Raw genomic sequence first — 18,462 nt, 5'->3', positions numbered from 1 at the left:
GGAAAGCGCTGGATTCGCCGCGTTCAGAGCGAGCCAAATTGTAGGCGCCCATGGAGCAGTACCGCCAGTACCTCGATGCGAGCGAGTTCAGCAGCAGGTGTCTTGTAGGGATTGCGGTCAACAATCAACAGATCCGCCCATTTGCCGGGTTCCAGGCTACCGGCTTCGTTCGCGATGCGCAGTTGCCTCGCGCCGTTGATGGTCATCGCGCGCACGGCCTGCTTAATGTTAATCGCTTCACCCGGGTTTAAACGCAGGCCTGAACTTGTAGCCCGGGTCACGGATGTTTGCATTAGGCTGAAAGGTTCTGCCGGAAACATCGGGCTGTCGGCGTGTAGTGTCGGGTGCAGTCCCTGGGCAAATGCTGAGCGCAAGGGTAGCAGGCGCTGCGCCATCTGCTCGCCAATTATCGAGTTCTGCAATGCGTTGCCGTAGTACAGGATATGGTTGATATGAAACGATACTGTCGTGTTCTGCTCAGCCAGCGCAGGTATTTGTAGCACCGGTAACTCTACGGCGTGCTCAATGCGCACTACCGGTAGTTTTCCTTTCAATTCACCGACAACCTCAAGTGACTGAATGACGTCGCGCAGTGATGCATCTCCCTGGCTGTGTATGGCGAGCTGCCAGCCGGCGTTGCCGTACTCTTGTATCTTTGCCTGCAGTGCTTTGGCAGTGAACATTGCTGCGCCGTGGCTGCCGGCGCGAATGCCCAGTGTTTTATTCAACGTGCTGTCGAGATACGGGGCAGAGGTGTACATACTACCTGTATAGGGTGAGCCGTCGTGCCACAGTTTGATACCCAGTATCCGGAAGTACGCATTCTCGGTGTCGGGTGAGTCGGGCAGGTAATCGAGTTCGTCCTCTACCAGATAGAAAAACTGCCGAATGCGCGGCTGCATATTCTTCAGGGACGCAAACCGCGCCATCAGGGGGGGGACGTTGTGGCCGAGCGATGCGACGCTGGTAAATCCGTTTGCCAGCAGTTGATCGAGCGCAGCTTCGTAACGGCCGAGCAGCGGCCAGGGTGATTTGAGTTCTTTCAGCAGGGGCGTGGCCGCCAGACTTTCAGCGACAAAGCCGGTTAGCTCGCCTGTACTGTCACGTTCATAGTACGCTCCGGGGCCAGGGTCTGGCGTGGAGTTATCGATCCCGGCCGCTGCAAACGCCGCCGAGTTGGCCCAGAACGAATGCAGTGTCTGGGATACGATGACCAGAGGGTTCTCGGGAGCGATTTCATCGAGCATCTGACGTGTGGGCATTTCCAGGTCGCGGGTGAGAATGGGATCGAGTCCGCCAGCGTAGATCCATTCTTCCGCGTCGACATCGCGCACAGCCACGCTCAGGGCATTCCAGACCTGATCATTGTTTTTGTGCGTGAAGCCGGAGAGATCGGTGGCGCCTGCAAACACAGCGGTGAGCGTGGGGTGCTCATGGGCACCTATGAAGCCCGGCATCAGCGTCCTGCCGCGCAGGTCTATCACGTCTGTATGATCGGATTGTAGTGCAAGAATCTCGCTGTCACTGCCGACGGCCAGTATCAAGCCATCCTTTACTGCAAGTGCATTGGCCACGCGGTTTTTGCTGTCTACCGTCAGCACCGGCCCGCCGAAAAATATCAGGTCAGGGCCTTTTGCTGAGCAGGCGCCGAGCGCGATGCAAAGTACCAACAGGTGAAAACAACGGCTAACGGTAGCTGGACACACGCCCATGATTAACGGCCTCAGAGATCAATGGAGCAATGGTTTTTTCGCGGTAGGCTAACATAGTAACCAGAACGCGAGGAAAAGTGGTACTGCGCATTGGCTGACCTTCCCAGTATCATGGCAAAGGCATACCATGAAGAGCAACAGGTGCTCTGCCACAGACAATAACAATGGTCACCGAACTTATATGGGCAGTATGTTTTCACGGATCGCACTGATCACCAAACGCCGCTCGGTGGTGACGGTTGCGTATTGCCTGGGGTGCGACTCTCACACAATCGAATATGCCGATAGGAGCTTGCTATGAAATACTGGATTTCGCTGGTCAATACTGTCGAGGTTGAGCAGTTTGTCGCCATTGCGCAGAAAGCGGAGGAACTGGGCTACGAAGGCATCACAATGCCGGATCACCTTGCCTATCCCGCCGCGCCGGAAACCCCGTACCCCTATACAGACGATGGCAAGGTCTGGTGGCCCAATAGCAATCCCTGGATGGATCCGTGGATAACGCTGACGGCAATGGGCGTGGCAACGACACGGTTGCGTATGGCGACCAACATCTACCTCGCCGCACTGCGCGATCCGTTCACGGTGTCCCGGGCGACCAGTGCCGCGGCTGTTTTGACCGACAACCGTGTGGCCTGTGGGGTGTCCGCCGGCTGGTTAAAAGAGGAGTTCGACCTGGCGGGTGTCGACTTTTCCTCGCGCGGGCGGCGTCTCGACGAAGTGATCGCTGCAATGCGCGTACTCAATACGGGTGAAGTCGTGAGTTATAGCGGGGAATTTTTTGAATTCAAGGATGTGATCATGTCCCCCGTGCCGAGTGAACCAGTGCCGGTTTGGGTCGGCGGAAAGAGCAAGGCTGCGCTGCGCAGGGCCGCTGAGAATGATGGTTGGTTGGGTGTGCCATTGGGTAACGAGGCGATGAAAGCGGTGATCGATTCGCTGTTTGAACTGCGCAAGAAAAATGGCAGCTATGACAAGCCTTTCGATGTGCTCATCAGCGCAATGGAAATGTACACCCCTGAGTTCATCGACACGCTGGACCCAGCTGGAACCTATCACGCCAGTGTCCTGCCGTGGACGCCATCCCCGTGGGGGCGAGCGTTCTGGGTGGAAGAGGGCGAGGATCACACACAGCTTCAAGTCAAGATTCGCTCGATGGAACGATTCAAGGCGATGATGGAAAGCTTCGGTCTGTGGGAGAACGCCTGATGGCGTTTAACAGGCTGTTTGCGCCGATCAGTATCGGCTCTATGCAGCTGGCGAATCGTATTGTGATGTCGCCGATGACCACCAACTACGGGACAGCTGAACAGGAACCGTCGCAGCGCTTGCTCGCGTATCTCAAAGCGAGGGCGCAGGGCGGTGTCGGGCTGATCACACTGGAGGTGTGTTCGGTGGCACTGGATCACCGTTACCAGCCGCATTCACTGAGTCTCGCTGAAGACCGATTTATCCCATTGCACAGACAAATCACCGATCTGGCTCATCAGTGCGGGGTAAAAATCCAGCCCCAGATCACCCACCCGGGCCCGGAATCCCTTGCGCCGTTTTTTGAAGGCAAGCCGGGGTTCGGTCCCAGCATCAATGTGAATCCGGCAGCATTTCAGACCTCCCGTCCACTGGAACTGGATGAGATCCCGGGCGTTATAGCGCAATATGCGCACGCCGCCGTGCGCGCAAAAAAGGCGGGGTACGATGGTATGGAACTCCATGCAGCGCATGTCTACATGCTGCTGGGTTCGTTTCTGTCTCCATTGCGCAATGCCCGCTCCGACGATTACGGCGGCAAACGATTGGCTGGCAGAGCGCGTCTGTTGTTGGAGACACTTGCTGCGGTGCGCTCTGCGGTGGGGCCTGATTTTCCTGTGACGGTGAGTCTGTCGGGCTATGAGCGATCGCCCGGTGGTCGTGAAATCAATGAGTCCCAGGCGCTGGCCCAGCTGCTGGTAGATGCCGGGGCAGATGCGTTCCGAATCAGCGGCGGTAGCACCGACGGTCTGGTCAGTCAGATGGTGATGGGCAGTGATTACCCCGATGGCGCGAATGTCACTGCAGCGAGAGCGATTAAGCAGGTTGTCGAAGTGCCGGTTATCGTGGTCGGCCGCATTCACACGCCGGAACTGGCCGAGCAGATTTTGCAGGAGGGCAGTGCCGATCTCATTGCGATGGGTCGCCCCTTTTTGGCCGACCCGCAGTGGCCTGCAAAAGCACAGACCGGGCGCAGTGAGGATATTCGGCGGTGTATCTCATGCGAAACCTGTATCGACTCCATGATGACGCATCAGAATCTGAGTTGTGCGGTCAATGCCGCGACGGGGCGCGAGCAGTCCCGCACGATAACACCGGCCACTCAGAGCAAACGTGTGGTCATCGTAGGGGGAGGGCCCGCCGGGATGGAGACGGCCCGTGTGGCGGCGTTGCGCGGTCACGATGTCATTCTGCTCGAGCGCCAAAGGCGGCTCGGTGGATCGATGCTGCTGGCGGCCACGGTTCATTCTGACAACGAACCATTCTTTCATTGGTTACAGCGAGAGCTGCGCGCATCCGAGACGGATATACGCCTCGGCGTGGAAGCCACGCCGGCACTGATAAGCAGCCTTAAACCGGATGTCATTGTCGTGGCCACCGGCGCCAGGGTTGCAACCCCTTCGATTCCCGGCGCGCAAGCACCCCATGTGATCAGTGGTGCACAGATGCGCCGGATCATAGAAGGACGCGCACAGCGCGACGACTTCACATTTCTGCCGGCTGCGCTGCGCAGGGTCGCGGAATTCGGCATGCGCTTTGTCAGTTCATATCTGACGCCCCAGCTATTGCGACAGGCTACACGGCTGTGGATGCCTCTGGGCAAGCGTATCGTGATCGTCGGTGCCGATCTCGCAGCAATCGAACTCGCTGAGTTTCTGGCCAGGCGCGGCCGCCAGGTCAGTGTGCTGGAGCAGGGCAAGCGAATCGCCACAGAGATTGGCCCCAAACGGCGGGCCGAACATATGGATCGCCTCGATCGACTGGGGGTGAGTATCAATACCGAAGTCGTTTGTGAACGCATTCAAGCGGGCGAGGTGAACTACCGCACCACGCAGGGAGTACTGCGCACCATGTCAGCGGATTCAGTTATTTTGGCTGGCGAGCCGATGGCATCAACCACATTGCATGACAGCGTTCAGGGATTGGCGCCACAGGTCTATGCAATCGGCGACAGCACCAATCTGGGATTGATCCGCAAGGCAACCGAAGAGGGTATGCAGGTCGCCTGTTCAATATAGTGATGCAGTCATGCCGGTCTAACCAATGCGAGTGCACTTTGACTGGCGATCGCTTCTATAGCATTTTGTAAGCTCCAAATTCCTCACAGGTGAGATAACGATGAAACTGTACCCGCTGATACTTTCTTTTCTGCTGTCCTCGTCATCATTCACGTTGGCAGAGGAGCTGGGTAGTGTCGATACCAAATGGCGAGCGCTCTCACCGGATGATTCAATCACCCTGTCTGTGTTTGACGATGACAAGGTAGAGGGTGTTGCCTGCTATTTGAGTAGAGCGCAAATAGGCGGCTATAGCGGAGCCATGGGGCTTGCGGAGGATACCTCTGATGCCTCGCTGGATTGTCAGCAGGTTGGCCCGATCGTGATCAAGGAGCCACTCGAAATGGGTGAGCGGGTGTTCAGGGAGCGGCGCTCTTTTATTTTCAAAAGTCTCAAAGTCCTGCGTTACTGCGACCCCAAACGCAATGCCATTGTGTATCTGGTGTACAGCGATAAAGTGGTTGAAGGCTCACCGAAGAATTCGGTGTCGGCCGTCCCTATCACCCGTTGGGCCGGTTCTGAGTCCTCACAGTCACTGGCCCAGTGCCGCTATAAGGACTAAACACAATCGACGTGATGTGATATGCAGCGACTTCTATCGATTCCTGCGGGAGTTTTTGTCGATACCGACAGGTCTGTGCATTATCATGGCGAACGGAAATTGCCGGGCTTGACCCAACGCTGGGCAACACAGGTATAAAAACACACCGGAGGTTATGGATGGATAGTCGAAGCATTGTAGTAACTGGGGGTTTCGGAGCGCTGGGGCGAGCCGTATCCAAAGCGTTTGTCGATCAGGGGCGTACAGTTTCAAGAGTTGATTTTGCTCCGTCGGCACCGGACGATAACCGCGGAGGGCGAGATTATCCGGGTGTTGACCTCGCCGATGCAGCGGCCTGCGACAAAGTACTGGCAGATATCAGTGCCAGTGCCGGTGGTGTAGACGTATTAGTGAATATCGCCGGTGGTTTTGCGTGGGAGACGCTAGAGGGCGGTAGTCTCGACACCTGGCAGCGTATGTTCACAATGAACGTTGTTACCGCTGCCACAATCACCAAGGCGGCGTTGGGCGCACTGCGGGGCAGTGCTGCAGGAAGGATTATCAATATTGGTGCCGGCGGTGCGATACACGCGGGTGCGGGTCTTGGCGCTTATGCAGCATCTAAATCCGGTGTTCACAAATTGACCGAAGCGCTGGCTGCAGAGCTCGAAGGAACGACAGTGACAGCCAACGCGATTCTTCCGAGTATCATCGACACGCCGACCAACCGTTCCGATATGCCGGACGCAGACACCAGCAACTGGGTTAAGCCTGAGGCGATAGCAGAAGTGATTCTATTTCTGGCATCCCCCGCGGCTCGCTCTATTTCCGGCGCGTTGATTCCGGTTTCTCGCGGGGGCTAGCGGTGGAATGGCCGACATTTTGCGCACATTTCGGGCCGGTTGCTCACCGGCCTGAAATCAGCGATTTTGCCTCGTCGGCAATGGTCTGCAGACCTTCATCACAGTAAGGGCTGCGCCCGAGCACCCGAATCGCCAGTGCTAGCGCCAGTAGCGCTTTGGCCTTGGCTTTTGGGTTCACGCTAGCGGGAATATCGCCGCGGACCTGGGCGACTTCTATGCAGCGACAGAAAAAGGCTTCAATCTCTCTCAGCCCATTAGCCACGATATCGTTGACTTCCGGTTCGTGTGATGGGCACTCCAGCACAGTATTGAACAGGAAGCAGCCTTTGCGTTTTGGGTCATCAACCGTCACGGCGACCATAGTGTCGAAAAACTCGCCGATTGCCCGCTGTGGATCATCCAGCGCCTCAAGGTCTGCCAACGCCCTGCGACGCTTGTCCTGATCGTATTTCAGCAGTGTTCTGACAAACAGTTGCTGTTTACCCCCAAACGCATTGTAGAGGCTGCCTCGATTGATACCGGTACCATCGAGAAGGTCAGTTATAGAGGCTGAATCGAAGCCTTTCTCCCAGAAAACGTGCATGGCTTTTTCCAGCGTGGCTTCTTCGTCAAACGATTTTTCCCAGGGCATCTCGGTGGCGCCTCTCTGTTATCTTTAGATGGACGGAATATAGCATGTATAAACCGAGCGATACAAACAAAAAATTCAGCCTGAGTTGCAAGGCATTGTATTGGTATAGAGATATAACGAGTTTAAGCCTACTAAATAGATCGAATCCCAAATTTTCCAGCTTGGCCTTATTTGTTAAAAGTCTTGACTGAACGTTCTGATAGCCCGTAGTCTATATCAACTGGTACAAACGCGCGCACGACGCAACAGGTTTATCTGTGCGGCCCTCGCGCAGGCCCATTCTGGAGAACACATCATGTCTGGTCGGCTTCGCAAATCACTCAGGACGTCCGTTTTAACTGGCGTTATTGCTCTCTTGGGGCTGGGCTTCATTGCGCTCAGCCGATTGAACAGTACTCCTGCCATGGCTGACCAAGCTGGGAAGACATTCAGCCAGGCGGTTACAGTTGCCAATCCCACCATTGAGAGAATCGTTGAGTGGGACGAATACACAGGCCGTTTCGAGGCAGTTGATGATGTTGAGGTTCGCGCCCGGGTGTCGGGTTACCTCACCGAGGTTGCATTCACCTCCGGCGAGATCGTTGAGGCGGGCGAGTTGTTGTTCCGCATAGATCCTCGCCCGTTCGCCGCTGAGCTGGCGGCTGCCAATGCGGCTCTCGACCACGCTACGGCGGCTTACCGTTACGCCAAGTCTGAGGCGGAACGCGGTAAGCAGCTGGTTGCGCAGCGTGCGCTAAGTCAGGAAGAAGGCGACAAGCGAGAGCAGGCAGTACAGCAAGCGGCCGCTGATCGAGCAGCCGCCCTGGCCCGTGTTACCCGGGCAGAGCTCGATCTGGAATTTACCGAAGTGCGGGCGCCCATCACTGGCAGGGTGTCGGATAATTTTGTGAGCGTCGGCAACTTGATTGTCGGTGGTGCTGATGGCGGTACACTGCTGACCACACAGGTATCCACCGACCCGATCTACTTCGAGTTTACCGCCAGTGAGGCCGATTATCTCAAGTATCTTCGATTGGCACAGCAGGGCAGCCGGATCAGTGGTCGCTATACCCAGCACCCCGTACGGGTAAAGCTCATGGATGAACAGGAATTCGCGCATGCCGGTCAACTCACGTTTGTCGATAATCAACTGGATCGCTCCACCGGCACAATGCGCGGTCGTGCGACGCTGAAGAACCCGGATGACCTTTTCTCTCCGGGCATGTTTGGTCGCTTACAGTTGCTGGGCTCTGGAAAACACGATGTTGTACTGATACCGGATACAGCCGTTCAAACAGACCAGGCACAAAAGTTCGTCTGGGTTGTGGCCGCGCATGATATTGCCGAGCGCCGCCCGGTAGAACTTGGGCCAGTAAAAGATGGCCAGCGTATTGTGCGTTCCGGCCTTGGCGCGGAGGATCGCGTGATTGTAGGCGGTACGCAATTTGTACGTGAACAAATGCCTGTCACACCCATTCCCGCCGAACCATCCGCGCTGCTCTCACTGCGCTGAATCGACACCGTATCAGGAGCAGCAAATGCAATTCCCACATTTTTTTATCCGTCGGCCTATCTTCGCAAGTGTTATATGGGTGCTGGTGGTCCTGATAGGAGCGATTGCCTATACAGGACTGCCGGTCGGTCAGTATCCAGATATTGCACCGCCAACGATACAGGTCAGTGCCTCCTACCCGGGAGCCTCGGCGGAAACCATTAGTGAGACGGTCGCTGCGACAATCGAGGAGGAAATAAACGGCGTTGAGGGTATGTTGTACATCAACTCTGAGTCGACGGCCGCCGGAACGGCGACAATTACGGTGGCATTCCAGCCTGGTACCGACCTGGACACTGCGCAAGTACTGGTACAGAACCGTGTTGCTCTGGCCGAGCCCCGCTTGCCAGAAGCGGTTCGCCGACTGGGTATCTCAACGGTGAAATCCAACCCGGAGGCACTGATGGTGGTGCACCTGTATTCGCCAGATGAAAGTCGCGATCAGCTCTACATATCCAATTACATGCGGCTGCAGATGCGCGACCGCCTACAACGTATTGAGGGGATCGGACAAATTCTGTCGTTTGGCTTTCGTGAACTGTCCATGCGCGTGTGGATCGACCCGGAGCGATCAGCAAGCCTCGGTTTAACGGGCAGCGACATTGTCAATGCACTGCGCCGCAACAATGTTGAGGTAGCCGGTGGTGTGCTGGATGCACCGCCCAGCGATGCCCAGGGAGCCTTCGAAGTGAGCGTGCAGACGCTGGGGCGCTTCACTGAGCGCGAGGCCTTTGAAAACATAGTCGTCAAAACGGGGCAGGACGGTCGCAAGGTCCGCTTACGCGATGTAGCCCGCGTCGAGCTTGGGGCGCGTGATTACAATACCAATGCCAAACTGGACCAGTCCCCGGCATTGGGAATGCGGATCACCCAGCGACCGGGCTCCAACGCACTGGAAACCGCCGAGAGACTACTCGAAACCCTTGATGAGATGTCTCTGGATTTTCCCGAAGGCCTGGCCTATACCGTCATCTGGAATCCAACGAAATTCGTCGAAGAAACAATCGATGAAGTGGAAAAGACCATATTTGAGGCCATTATACTCGTGGCCCTGGTCGTATTTCTGTTCCTCCAGAGCCTGCGTGCCTCGTTGATACCCATATTGGCGATTCCTATATCGCTGGTCGGCACATTTGCCGTTATGCAGGTGTTCGGCTTTTCCCTCAACAACCTCTCGCTGTTCGGGTTGGTGCTGGCCATTGGCATCGTGGTTGACGATGCGATAGTCGTGGTAGAAAACGTTGAGCGTAAAATTCATGACGGTTTAACTCCGGTAGCGGCTGCGCACGCGACAATGGATGAAGTCGGCGGTGCCCTTGTGGCGATTGCATTGGTTCTGTCGGCCATTTTCATTCCCACCGCTTTTCTGGATGGAATTTCCGGGGAATTCTATCGACAGTTTGCGATCACCATTGCTTCGGCCACCATCATTTCAGCGGGTGTATCGCTGACATTGTCCCCCGCACTGGCGGCCCTGTTGTTGAAACCTGCGGACTCAACTGCCAGTAGAAAGGCATGGCAGCGCCCCCTCGATAGGCTGTTCAATCGTTTCAACGCCGGTTTTGATGCAACAGCCAACAAATACGCGGCTCTGGTACGAAAGTTGGCGCGAATCACTGTGGCGATGATGATCGTCTATGTCGGCCTGATCGCACTGGCGGGTTTCCAGTTCAATCAGGTTTCGCGCGGATTCGTACCCGCAGTCGACCAAAACTATCTGATAACCGTCGTGCAGCTGCCACCCGGCGCCTCACTGTCGCGCACTGAACGAGTGATGGACCGTGTTATCGCAGACGCTCTGGCCCTCGAGCATGTCGAGCATGCCGCTGCCTTCGCTGGACTCAACGGCGCGACGAGGACGACATCTTCCAATAGCGCTACAGTCTTCCTCACCCTGTCCGACATCGGTCCACGCGTAAAGCAGGGGTATGATCGCAATCGTATTGTAGATGACCTACGAGAGTTGTTTGGCCGCTATCAGGATGCGCGTGTGATGGTGATACCCCCACCCTCGGTGCAGGGCATCGGCAATGCGGGTGGTTTCAAGGGGTATGTACAGGATCGCGCCGGGCTGGGTTTCGCCGCGCTTGAGGCTCAGGCGCAGGCTTTGGCCGCTGCTGCCAACAGTTCTGACGCAGCGACCTCGGTATTTTCGACCTTCGATACCCAAACACCACAACTGTTTACCGATATTGATCGCGAAAAGGCCGAGCAACTTGGCGTAAATATGGAGGATCTATTTGCCACTCTAGAGGTGTATCTCGGGTCGGTTTACGTGAATGATTTCAATGCATTCGGGCGCACGTTTCGTGTCACCGCCCAGGCTGAGGATGAGTACCGTAAGTCGGCGGCCGACATCGGGCGGCTGCGTACACGAAACAGCGATGGCAATATGGTGCCAATAGGCACGATTGCCACGTTCAGGGACATTACCGGCCCCAGCCGCGTTGCCCGCTATAACCTCTATCCCGCAGCCGCAGTGCAGGGCAACGTTGTCGATGGGTTTTCAACCGGCGATGCGCTGGACACTGTGGAAGCGCTGGCAAATGACACAATGGTGCCCGGCATGAGTTTCGAGTGGACAGAACTGGCACTGCAGGAACGCAATGCATCCGGAACTGCCGCAATTGCTTTTTCGCTCGCTGTAGTGTTCGTTTTTCTGTTACTCGCGGCCCAGTACGAAAGCCTCACCTTACCACTGGCGGTTATCCTGATTGTGCCGATGTCACTGTTGGCGTCGCTCACCGGGGTGATGCTCCGCGGCCTTGATATGAATATTCTGGTGCAGATTGGGTTTGTTGTGCTTATCGGGCTAGCGGCAAAAAATGCCATCCTGATTATCGAATTTGCCCGACAGGCAGAAGCGCGCGGCGCTGGGCGTGTCGACGCAGCTGTGCAAGCCGCGCGACTGCGCCTTCGTCCCATTATTATGACGTCGGTTGCCTTTATCCTCGGCGTGGTGCCCCTGATGCTGGCCAGTGGCGCTGGCTACGAAATGCGCGCGTCACTGGGAACAGCGGTTTTCTCCGGTATGCTCGGCGTCACCTTCTTCGGATTGATATTCACGCCGGGGTTCTACCTGGTGTCGCGAGCGCTGGACGACCGCTTGCATCGCAAACCGGCAAACAGTGCCGCCGCTGATTCTCCCTTGGCTGTGGAGTAAGCTGGTCTGACGCATTGCACACCTGCCAGTGGCGTTCCAGGCTGCCTTTAGCAAGGAATTTCAGCCTTTGGTTTTTCCAGGCTCGTGGGATGACGTGCTGCGCTTTCTGGCACGTGATTTCGCCGTGCTTGCAGGGGCTGTAGCTTCAGAGGTGCGTTGGGCCAGGCAATCAGTGCAAAGGAGTAGGGCACGTGCCCCGGTAGGTACGCCCATTGCAGCATTTTCGCCGATGTGCAATATGGTATTGCACTGCTCACAGACGCCATTCTTGTTCAAGATAATCGGCTGCCAGCCGATGACAGAATCCGGGGATGCGTGCTCGCCTGCGGTGCTTTGCAGGGTCCTATCGGCATGAGAGGCCTCCATGTTTCCCGACAGCGCTCGAGCAATTTGCGAGCTGTCGCTGACCACGCCCTCGACCAAATCGAACGTATTCAGTAATACGTTGCGAACAATGGTGGATACAGACAGGCCCAATTGTTCGGCGCGGCCGCGTATCTCCTCGTCGAGTTGCTCTGGTATGCGCGCCTGTAGCACGCGATCCTTGGTCTGGCCGCGCTTTCGTCCGCGGCGCTTCGCTGTATCGGGCATGGCATTGCTCCATCGAAGCAGATTGGTTTCAATGGGAAGCACGGTAAATAAATGTATTACAAAAGACAACAACTACGTATTACATTCTACATGCAGCAAGCACTCCGCTGCTGTAGGTAGAAGCGTGTGGTTCTGTGCCGTGCGGCGAACTCAGTAATCTTCGACACCGACCATTGCATCGGGTTCGATGGAGCTGACGGGATTGCCCCAGTCTTCGGGGTGCATTGGTAAGTCGGGATCTACCAGATCATCGTCATCCAGCTCGAATGCAGCGCGCCAATCTTCGGGTGCTTCTGCATGCTCCAGGTGCATCTCCCGCCATGCATCCAGATCGTATTCAGAGACTTCGCCACCCAGATATTGAGTTTCTATCGTGAAGTTACCGGGATCCCAGTCTATAACCTCAAAGAGCTCCTGCGTTTGTAAATCCTTGTACCAAGCACCTACCACAGGGCTTAACATTTTCATTCGGCTTCCCCCATTGCCAGCGTTCACTTAAGAGCCCCAACATATCACGATGAATAGGCATGTCTACCAGACATATTTTCCATTAGTCCACACTGACATATCAGTGGTGAATTGGGGAGTTCGAAGGTTTTTAAAGGAAGATCAAACGCTTGCAGTTGCTTTCGAGAGTTGACTTCGGTCAACAGTGGCTTTTATATAGCCTTTGCTATTTCATATTGGTTACCAACATAATAATTCCGTCTAAAAACGATGCTAATTTGATTGACCGGAAGGCAACAAACGTTATCCCTGAAGCTGTCAGCTGACTGTTCCGATACAATGCCGTCAGTGTCCGGGGAGTGGCATATCTGGTTCCGCTAATCGCATTGAAAAATGCCACCTGAGCAATATCACGAGGAGAACAAATTGAACAACCTGAAATCTCATCACACCTTTGTCGATAAGGCGGCACAACGAGCGAGCAGTGACTGCAGGCTGATGGTGTCAGGGGTGCACCTCGCATGAAGCCGCTAGCGATTATAGGCGGAACAGGGATCGATGAATTGGAGGGATTGGAAGTCCTTCGGGATCACCGTATCGACACGCCGTTTGGCGAGCCCTCCCGGCCCGTTCAGGAGGGGCGTCTGGGTGATACGACCCTGTACTTTCTACAACGACATGGCAGTCCAGGCGCTATTCCTCCACACCGAATCAACTACCGGGCCAATATCTGGGCACTCAAGTCGCTGGGTGTTGCCGGTATCGTGGCAATTAATTCTGTTGGTGGCATCACACCGGCGATGAGACCGGGCCGGCTGTTAATTCCCGATCAGGTGATTGATTACACCTGGGGCCGCGAGCACACCTTTGATGAAGGCGAGGAGGGGGCGCTCATGCATATCGACTTTACCGAACCGTATGACAGAGCGCTGCGAGAAGCGCTGCTCCGCGCCGCAATAGCTGCAGGCATCCCACACGAGGATCGTGGAGTACACGGTGTAACTCAGGGGCCGCGCCTGGAGACGGCTGCTGAAATCCAGCGACTGGGACGCGATGGCTGCGACGTAGTAGGGATGACAGGCATGCCAGAGGCGGCGCTAGCGCGGGAATCAGACCTGCCCTATGCATCAATATGCATGGTGGTAAATCCCGCCGCCGGGCTCGGCGACTTGCCATTAACACTGGCGATGATGCGTGAAATCCTCGCGAGTGAAGCAGCCGTAGTGCGAAAACTGCTTAGCGAACTGCTAAAAAACTACGAGTGATACGGCTTCGCAGCTAATCCGCTCTATCGACCTTTTTTGCGCTAGCCCTCGGAAGGGGCCAGTGGGGTGATTGTGACAAGGACGCCCAATAGCGGGTGGTCGATATAGACGATATCACCACTGCGCATACGCCGAGTCTGATCAAGCAGTACCGCGTGGCGAAACGGGTACTGCGTTTCCTCCGGGTTCATGCCGGGTTCAACCCGCTCATCCGACTCCGCCGCAGTGCGGTTGACCGGTTCGGCTCTCGACGTGGCTCCTGGCTGATCGGATCTGGAATACACGGTTACCTGCTGTGGTGTGGACGGGGGAGCCAGCGGCGGCGCGGGCATGCTCCATTCCCCCGGAAGATATTCCCCCTGTGTGTTCAGCCATAAATCGGTATCGAGGTAAAAAAAACGCGACAAGTACAGTTTGATGGATCCCTGCAGCGCCGGCCACGGGCCGCCGTCACCAGAGCGGTCCAAAATGATCGGCAGTGCCTGCGCCTTTGCACGCATCGGTTGTATCCACGCCTCGTGAAACAGGATGCGGTAGCGACCACTGCGCTGCATTGCTGCGGCTTTGCCGGAAAACTGTCGCTGCGCAGCGGGCAAGGTAACAAAAGCTTTGGGTAGCGCTGGTGATGGCTGCGCGTTGTCAGTTTCGGACGCGCTATTGCTCGCGCTGCTGCCTGCACTACTGACGGGTATAGAAGTACCTGACAGCGGTGTTTGCGCCTCGCCAGGATAGCTCAGAAACTGGTGTCTTGTCGGGTAGTTGAGGTTCGGGATCGGATCCCAGCGCTCGGCAGTCGCCCCAGCCGGCCGGCTGAATACGAGCAATTCAACCTTGTACCATTGATCGTTTTGCGCCTGCGTGTAAATGGGCTGCAGCAATATCGCTGCAAGCAGTATCCGTGTGAGGGTTGTCATCGAGTGGTCAGGCATGGGTGGAAGGGTCCCCGGGCGTTGTGGCGAGTGAATCCATGAGTTTCTCCAGAAACTGATAACGCGCCTGGAGATCAGCCAATTCTTTTTCGAATCGCAGACGCGTGGCGCCGGCGAGTTTGTAGCTACGTGGGTCTGACTGCACCAGCTCCACCAGACTCAGCGGGTTGACCGGTGTCGTACTCTTGAAATCGATACTACCACCCTCTGGCCCGGCTTCAATAGTTCGAATCCCCAACTGTTGGGCGCGCAGACGCAATTTTGACACCTGGAAGAGGTTGTCTATCTGCGGTGGCAGCAGGCCAAAGCGGTCTATCATCTCTACCTGCAGTTCGCGTATCTCTGAGTTGTCGACGGCTGCGGCAATGCGCTTGTACATCACCAGGCGGCTGTTCACATCGGGTAGGTAGTCATCTGGAATCAGCGCAGGCGCATGTAGATTCACTTCTGTACCCTGATCGAGAGGGGCATCGACATCGGGAATCTCTCCGCGTCGCAGGGACTCAACCGCGCGCTCCAGCATGTCCATGTACATGGAAAATCCGACGCTGTGGATTTGGCCACTCTGCTCATCGCCGAGCAGTTCACCCGCGCCGCGTATCTCCAGATCGTGGGTTGCCAACAAATAGCCGGCTCCCAGATCGCCTGCAGCCTCGATAGCCTCCAGGCGTTTACCGGCGTCGGATGTGATAGCGGACTGCGGCGGTGTCAACAGGTAGGCATAGGCCTGGTGATGCGAGCGGCCCACGCGACCGCGTAATTGGTGCAACTGCGCAAGGCCAAATTTATCGGCTCGATCGATAATTATGGTGTTGGCATTGGGGATGTCGATGCCCGTCTCAATGATGGTGGTACACAGGAGTACATGGTGATGTCGGTGGTAAAAACTCGACATGACCTGCTCGAGTTCGGTTTCGCGCATCTGCCCATGCGCAACGGCGATACTCAGACCCGGCAACAACTCGCGTAATTTGCGGCCGGTCTCCTCAATGGTTTTCACTTCGTTGTGCAGGTAGTAGACCTGGCCGCCGCGCGAGGTTTCACGCAGAATCGCCTCTTTGACAAGCGCTATATTGTGTTCACGAACAAAGGTCTTAATCGATAAACGGCGCGCGGGCGGTGTGGCAATAATGGACAGGTCCCGCATGCCGCCGAGTGCCATATTGAGTGTGCGGGGGATCGGTGTGGCGGTGAGCGTCAGAATATCGACTTCCGAGCGCAGTGCCTTGATGGCTTCTTTCTGTTTGACGCCGAAACGGTGTTCTTCATCAATGATCAAAAGGCCCAGGTCCTTGAAGCGGAAATCACTCTGCAGGAGTTTGTGGGTGCCGACAAGGATATCGATATCGCCGTTTTTCGCGCGGCGCATGATCTCACTGGTTTCCTTGGTGGATTTAAAGCGCGATACCACCTCTACGGAAACGGGCCAATCGGCGAATCGATCGCTGAACGAGCTGTAATGCTGTTGTGCCAGTAAGGTTGTCGGCACCAGCACTGCAACCTGTTTTTGATTGCTGCTGGCGACAAATGCCGCGCGCAGCGCAACCTCGGTTTTTCCAAAGCCAACATCGCCGCAAATGAGTCTGTCCATGACTTTCGGGCTGTGCATGTCATCGAGCACGGCGCGGATCGTGGCTGCCTGATCGGCGGTTTCCTCGAACGGAAAGGCGGCGGCAAATTGCGCATAGCCCTGGTCCTGCGCCTCGAAAGTGAACCCCTGACGCGCCTCTCGCCGAGCATACACCTCCAGCAGTTGGGAGGCGATGTCACTGGCTTTCTCACTCGCTTTACGCCGTGCCTTTTCCCACTGGTCTGAGCCCAGTTTATGCAGTGGTGCCAGCTCTGGATCGCTGCCGCTGTAGCGGCTGATTAAGTGGAGGGATGCGACCGGCACATACAGCTTGGCGCCCTGAAAGTACTCCAGCGCCAGAAACTCGAACTCCTGGCCATCCACGTCGAGCTTTTGCAGGCCGATGTAGCGGCCTACACCGTGTTCCAAATGGACCACAGGTACGCCCTCACGAAGTTCATTCAGTGCTTTGAAGGCATTGGTCTGGATGTCATCTGTGGTGCTCTTGCGGCGGCGCCGCTGAGCAACGCGGTTGCCGAACAGCTGCGCCTCACACACCAGGGTCGGCTGTCCCGGCCCGAAATACAGTCCGCGGTCTAATGGTGCAGTGGCGATAGCAAAATCCAGCCCTGAGGCAATAAATTCATGCCAGTTCGCCACCGCAGGCGGTGTCAGGTGGTGGTCGCGCAGTGACTCCAGCAGAACTTCTCGGCGCCCGGCCGATTCGGCACACAGTAGTACTGGCCCATTGTGCGTGTTGAGAAAGCGCACGAGGTTCTCGGAGGGAGACTCCGTATGGTGCTCAGCGCTGAGGTCCGGCGGCGGCAGAACTGTGGTTTTGTGGTGTACGGCGGCCTCGGGATTGTAGCGCAGTTCCAGCACCGAAAACTGCTTCAGCAGTCGGTACAGCTCCTCGACGGGTGTGAAGCACCGGTTCGGTGGCAGGAAGGGGTGCCGCGGATCTATGCCATACTCGTCGTAGCGGGTATTTACCTCTTCCCAGAAGTGCTGGGCGGCGCCGTGGTGATCGCCTGTAGTAACGATCGCGCTGTCCTGAGGCAAATAATCAAACAACGTCGCACATTCGTCGAAAAATAGCGGCAGATAATACTCGCAGCCGCCGGGACTGCGCCCGGCACTCACCTCGACGTAGGTTGGGCACTGGTCGTGGTCCACGTCAAAGCTGTCATACCAGTTCATCTGGAAGCGGCGCACAGCGCTCTGTTCCAACGGGTATTCGCGCGCTGGCAGCAGATTGATACCGTCTACTTTGGCGACAGTGCGCTGGCTTTCTGGCTCAAAGGTACGCAGGGTATCGATCTCATCATCCAGTAGGTCGATACGAAAGGGCAGCTCACTACCCATTGGGTAGACATCGACCAGAGAGCCGCGCAGTGCAAATTCGCCATGTTCATAGACGGTTTCCACATTGACATAGCCGCTGCGTTGCAAGTTGCTGCGAAAACGTTCCACGTCGAGAGTTTGTCCCTGTTGCAGAACCAGGCTGGAACCGGCGATATACTCTGCAGGCGCGAGGCGGTGCATCAGTGTTGGCACCGGCACGATCAGAATACCCTCTGTCATAGCCGGCAACCGGTAGAGCGTGTTCAATCGCTCTGAAATAATGTCCTGGTGCGGCGAGAAATTATCGTAGGGCAGGGTTTCCCAGTCGGGGAATATTAGTATTTCACGTGGTTGATCCAAAAAAAACGGCAGTTCACGCTCCAGCGCGAGTGAGGCGCTGGTGTCGGAGGTAATCACCACCAGCAATTTCCCTGGATCGGACAGCTCGGCAATGCAACGCGCGTCGGCGCTGCCGCTGAACGGCCCAATAGACGTGCGTGATGCGGCCTGATGTGGCCAGGGCGTCTTTTCGACCAGCTTGCTGAACATAGGTTGTAGCCGTTTTTCGGT

13 protein-coding genes are annotated in these 18,462 nt (G+C 56.3%); 7 read left to right on the top strand and 6 right to left on the bottom strand.

Translation table 11 applies throughout. The features are described from left to right. Positions 1-23 precede the first annotated feature (23 nt). Positions 24-1,712, bottom strand: coding sequence for an amidohydrolase (locus tag AC0L6S_RS05715; RefSeq protein ID WP_473427463.1), 1,689 nt, complete (start codon positions 1,710-1,712; stop codon positions 24-26). A 297-nt stretch (positions 1,713-2,009) separates the two neighbouring features. On the opposite strand from AC0L6S_RS05715, the gene AC0L6S_RS05710 reads away from it, so the two are divergent. The 4 genes from AC0L6S_RS05710 to AC0L6S_RS05695 all read left to right on the top strand — a co-directional run bounded on the left by AC0L6S_RS05710 (position 2,010) and on the right by AC0L6S_RS05695 (position 6,421). Next, positions 2,010-2,921, top strand: coding sequence for a TIGR03619 family F420-dependent LLM class oxidoreductase (locus AC0L6S_RS05710; protein ID WP_473427462.1), 912 nt, complete (start codon positions 2,010-2,012; stop codon positions 2,919-2,921). Beyond that, positions 2,921-4,978, top strand: coding sequence for an oxidoreductase (locus AC0L6S_RS05705; RefSeq protein ID WP_473427461.1), 2,058 nt, complete (start codon positions 2,921-2,923; stop codon positions 4,976-4,978). The genes AC0L6S_RS05710 and AC0L6S_RS05705 overlap by 1 nt, the downstream gene beginning before the upstream one ends. 100 nt (positions 4,979-5,078) lie before the next feature. Then, complete coding sequence (locus AC0L6S_RS05700; RefSeq protein ID WP_473427460.1) at positions 5,079-5,579, top strand: CreA family protein; 501 nt, start codon at positions 5,079-5,081, stop codon at positions 5,577-5,579. A 158-nt stretch (positions 5,580-5,737) separates the two neighbouring features. Next, on the top strand, positions 5,738-6,421 hold the full coding sequence (locus AC0L6S_RS05695; RefSeq protein WP_473427459.1) for an SDR family NAD(P)-dependent oxidoreductase: 684 nt from the start codon (positions 5,738-5,740) through the stop codon (positions 6,419-6,421). Positions 6,422-6,464: 43 nt separating this feature from the next. On the opposite strand, the gene AC0L6S_RS05690 is transcribed toward AC0L6S_RS05695, so the two are convergent. Then, the gene (locus tag AC0L6S_RS05690) at positions 6,465-7,052 is read right to left on the bottom strand and encodes a TetR/AcrR family transcriptional regulator (RefSeq protein ID WP_473427458.1); all 588 of its coding nucleotides are present in this window, start codon (positions 7,050-7,052) and stop codon (positions 6,465-6,467) included. A gap of 403 nt (positions 7,053-7,455) precedes the next feature. Here AC0L6S_RS05690 and AC0L6S_RS05685 point away from each other — a divergent pair, with 403 nt between their 5' ends. Together AC0L6S_RS05685 and AC0L6S_RS05680 are read left to right on the top strand one after the other, a co-directional pair. Next, positions 7,456-8,544, top strand: a complete 1,089-nt coding sequence (locus AC0L6S_RS05685; protein WP_473427457.1) for an efflux RND transporter periplasmic adaptor subunit — start codon at positions 7,456-7,458, stop codon at positions 8,542-8,544. Between the two features lie 25 nt (positions 8,545-8,569). Then, positions 8,570-11,746 carry an efflux RND transporter permease subunit gene (locus tag AC0L6S_RS05680; protein ID WP_473427456.1) on the top strand — a complete coding sequence of 1,059 codons (3,177 nt, stop codon included), beginning with the start codon at positions 8,570-8,572 and terminating at the stop codon, positions 11,744-11,746. A 60-nt stretch (positions 11,747-11,806) separates the two neighbouring features. Here the strand turns inward: AC0L6S_RS05680 and AC0L6S_RS05675 are convergent, their stop codons facing one another. Together AC0L6S_RS05675 and AC0L6S_RS05670 are read right to left on the bottom strand one after the other, a co-directional pair. Further along, positions 11,807-12,337, bottom strand: a complete 531-nt coding sequence (locus AC0L6S_RS05675) for a hypothetical protein (RefSeq protein ID WP_473427455.1) — start codon at positions 12,335-12,337, stop codon at positions 11,807-11,809. 150 nt (positions 12,338-12,487) lie between these two features. Then, on the bottom strand, positions 12,488-12,805 hold the full coding sequence (locus AC0L6S_RS05670) for a DUF6763 family protein (RefSeq protein ID WP_473427454.1): 318 nt from the start codon (positions 12,803-12,805) through the stop codon (positions 12,488-12,490). 500 nt (positions 12,806-13,305) lie between these two features. Between AC0L6S_RS05670 and AC0L6S_RS05665 the strand changes: the two genes are divergently transcribed. After that, a complete protein-coding gene (locus AC0L6S_RS05665) occupies positions 13,306-14,049 on the top strand; it encodes an S-methyl-5'-thioinosine phosphorylase (RefSeq protein WP_473427453.1) in 744 nt (247 codons plus the stop codon). 41 nt (positions 14,050-14,090) lie between these two features. On the opposite strand, the gene AC0L6S_RS05660 is transcribed toward AC0L6S_RS05665, so the two are convergent. Then, positions 14,091-14,978, bottom strand: coding sequence for a CsiV family protein (locus AC0L6S_RS05660; RefSeq protein ID WP_473427452.1), 888 nt, complete (start codon positions 14,976-14,978; stop codon positions 14,091-14,093). Continuing rightward, positions 14,971-18,441: a transcription-repair coupling factor gene (gene mfd, locus AC0L6S_RS05655; RefSeq protein ID WP_473427451.1), complete on the bottom strand. Its 3,471-nt coding sequence runs from the start codon at positions 18,439-18,441 to the stop codon at positions 14,971-14,973. Before mfd ends, AC0L6S_RS05660 begins: the two co-directional genes overlap by 8 nt. Between the last annotated feature and the right edge of the window lie 21 nt (positions 18,442-18,462).

The sequence above is a fragment of the Halioglobus sp. D3-4 genome (assembly GCF_055809315.1).
Note: the sequence above shows the minus strand (reverse complement) of the source record. Positions and strands in the feature narration are given on the sequence as shown.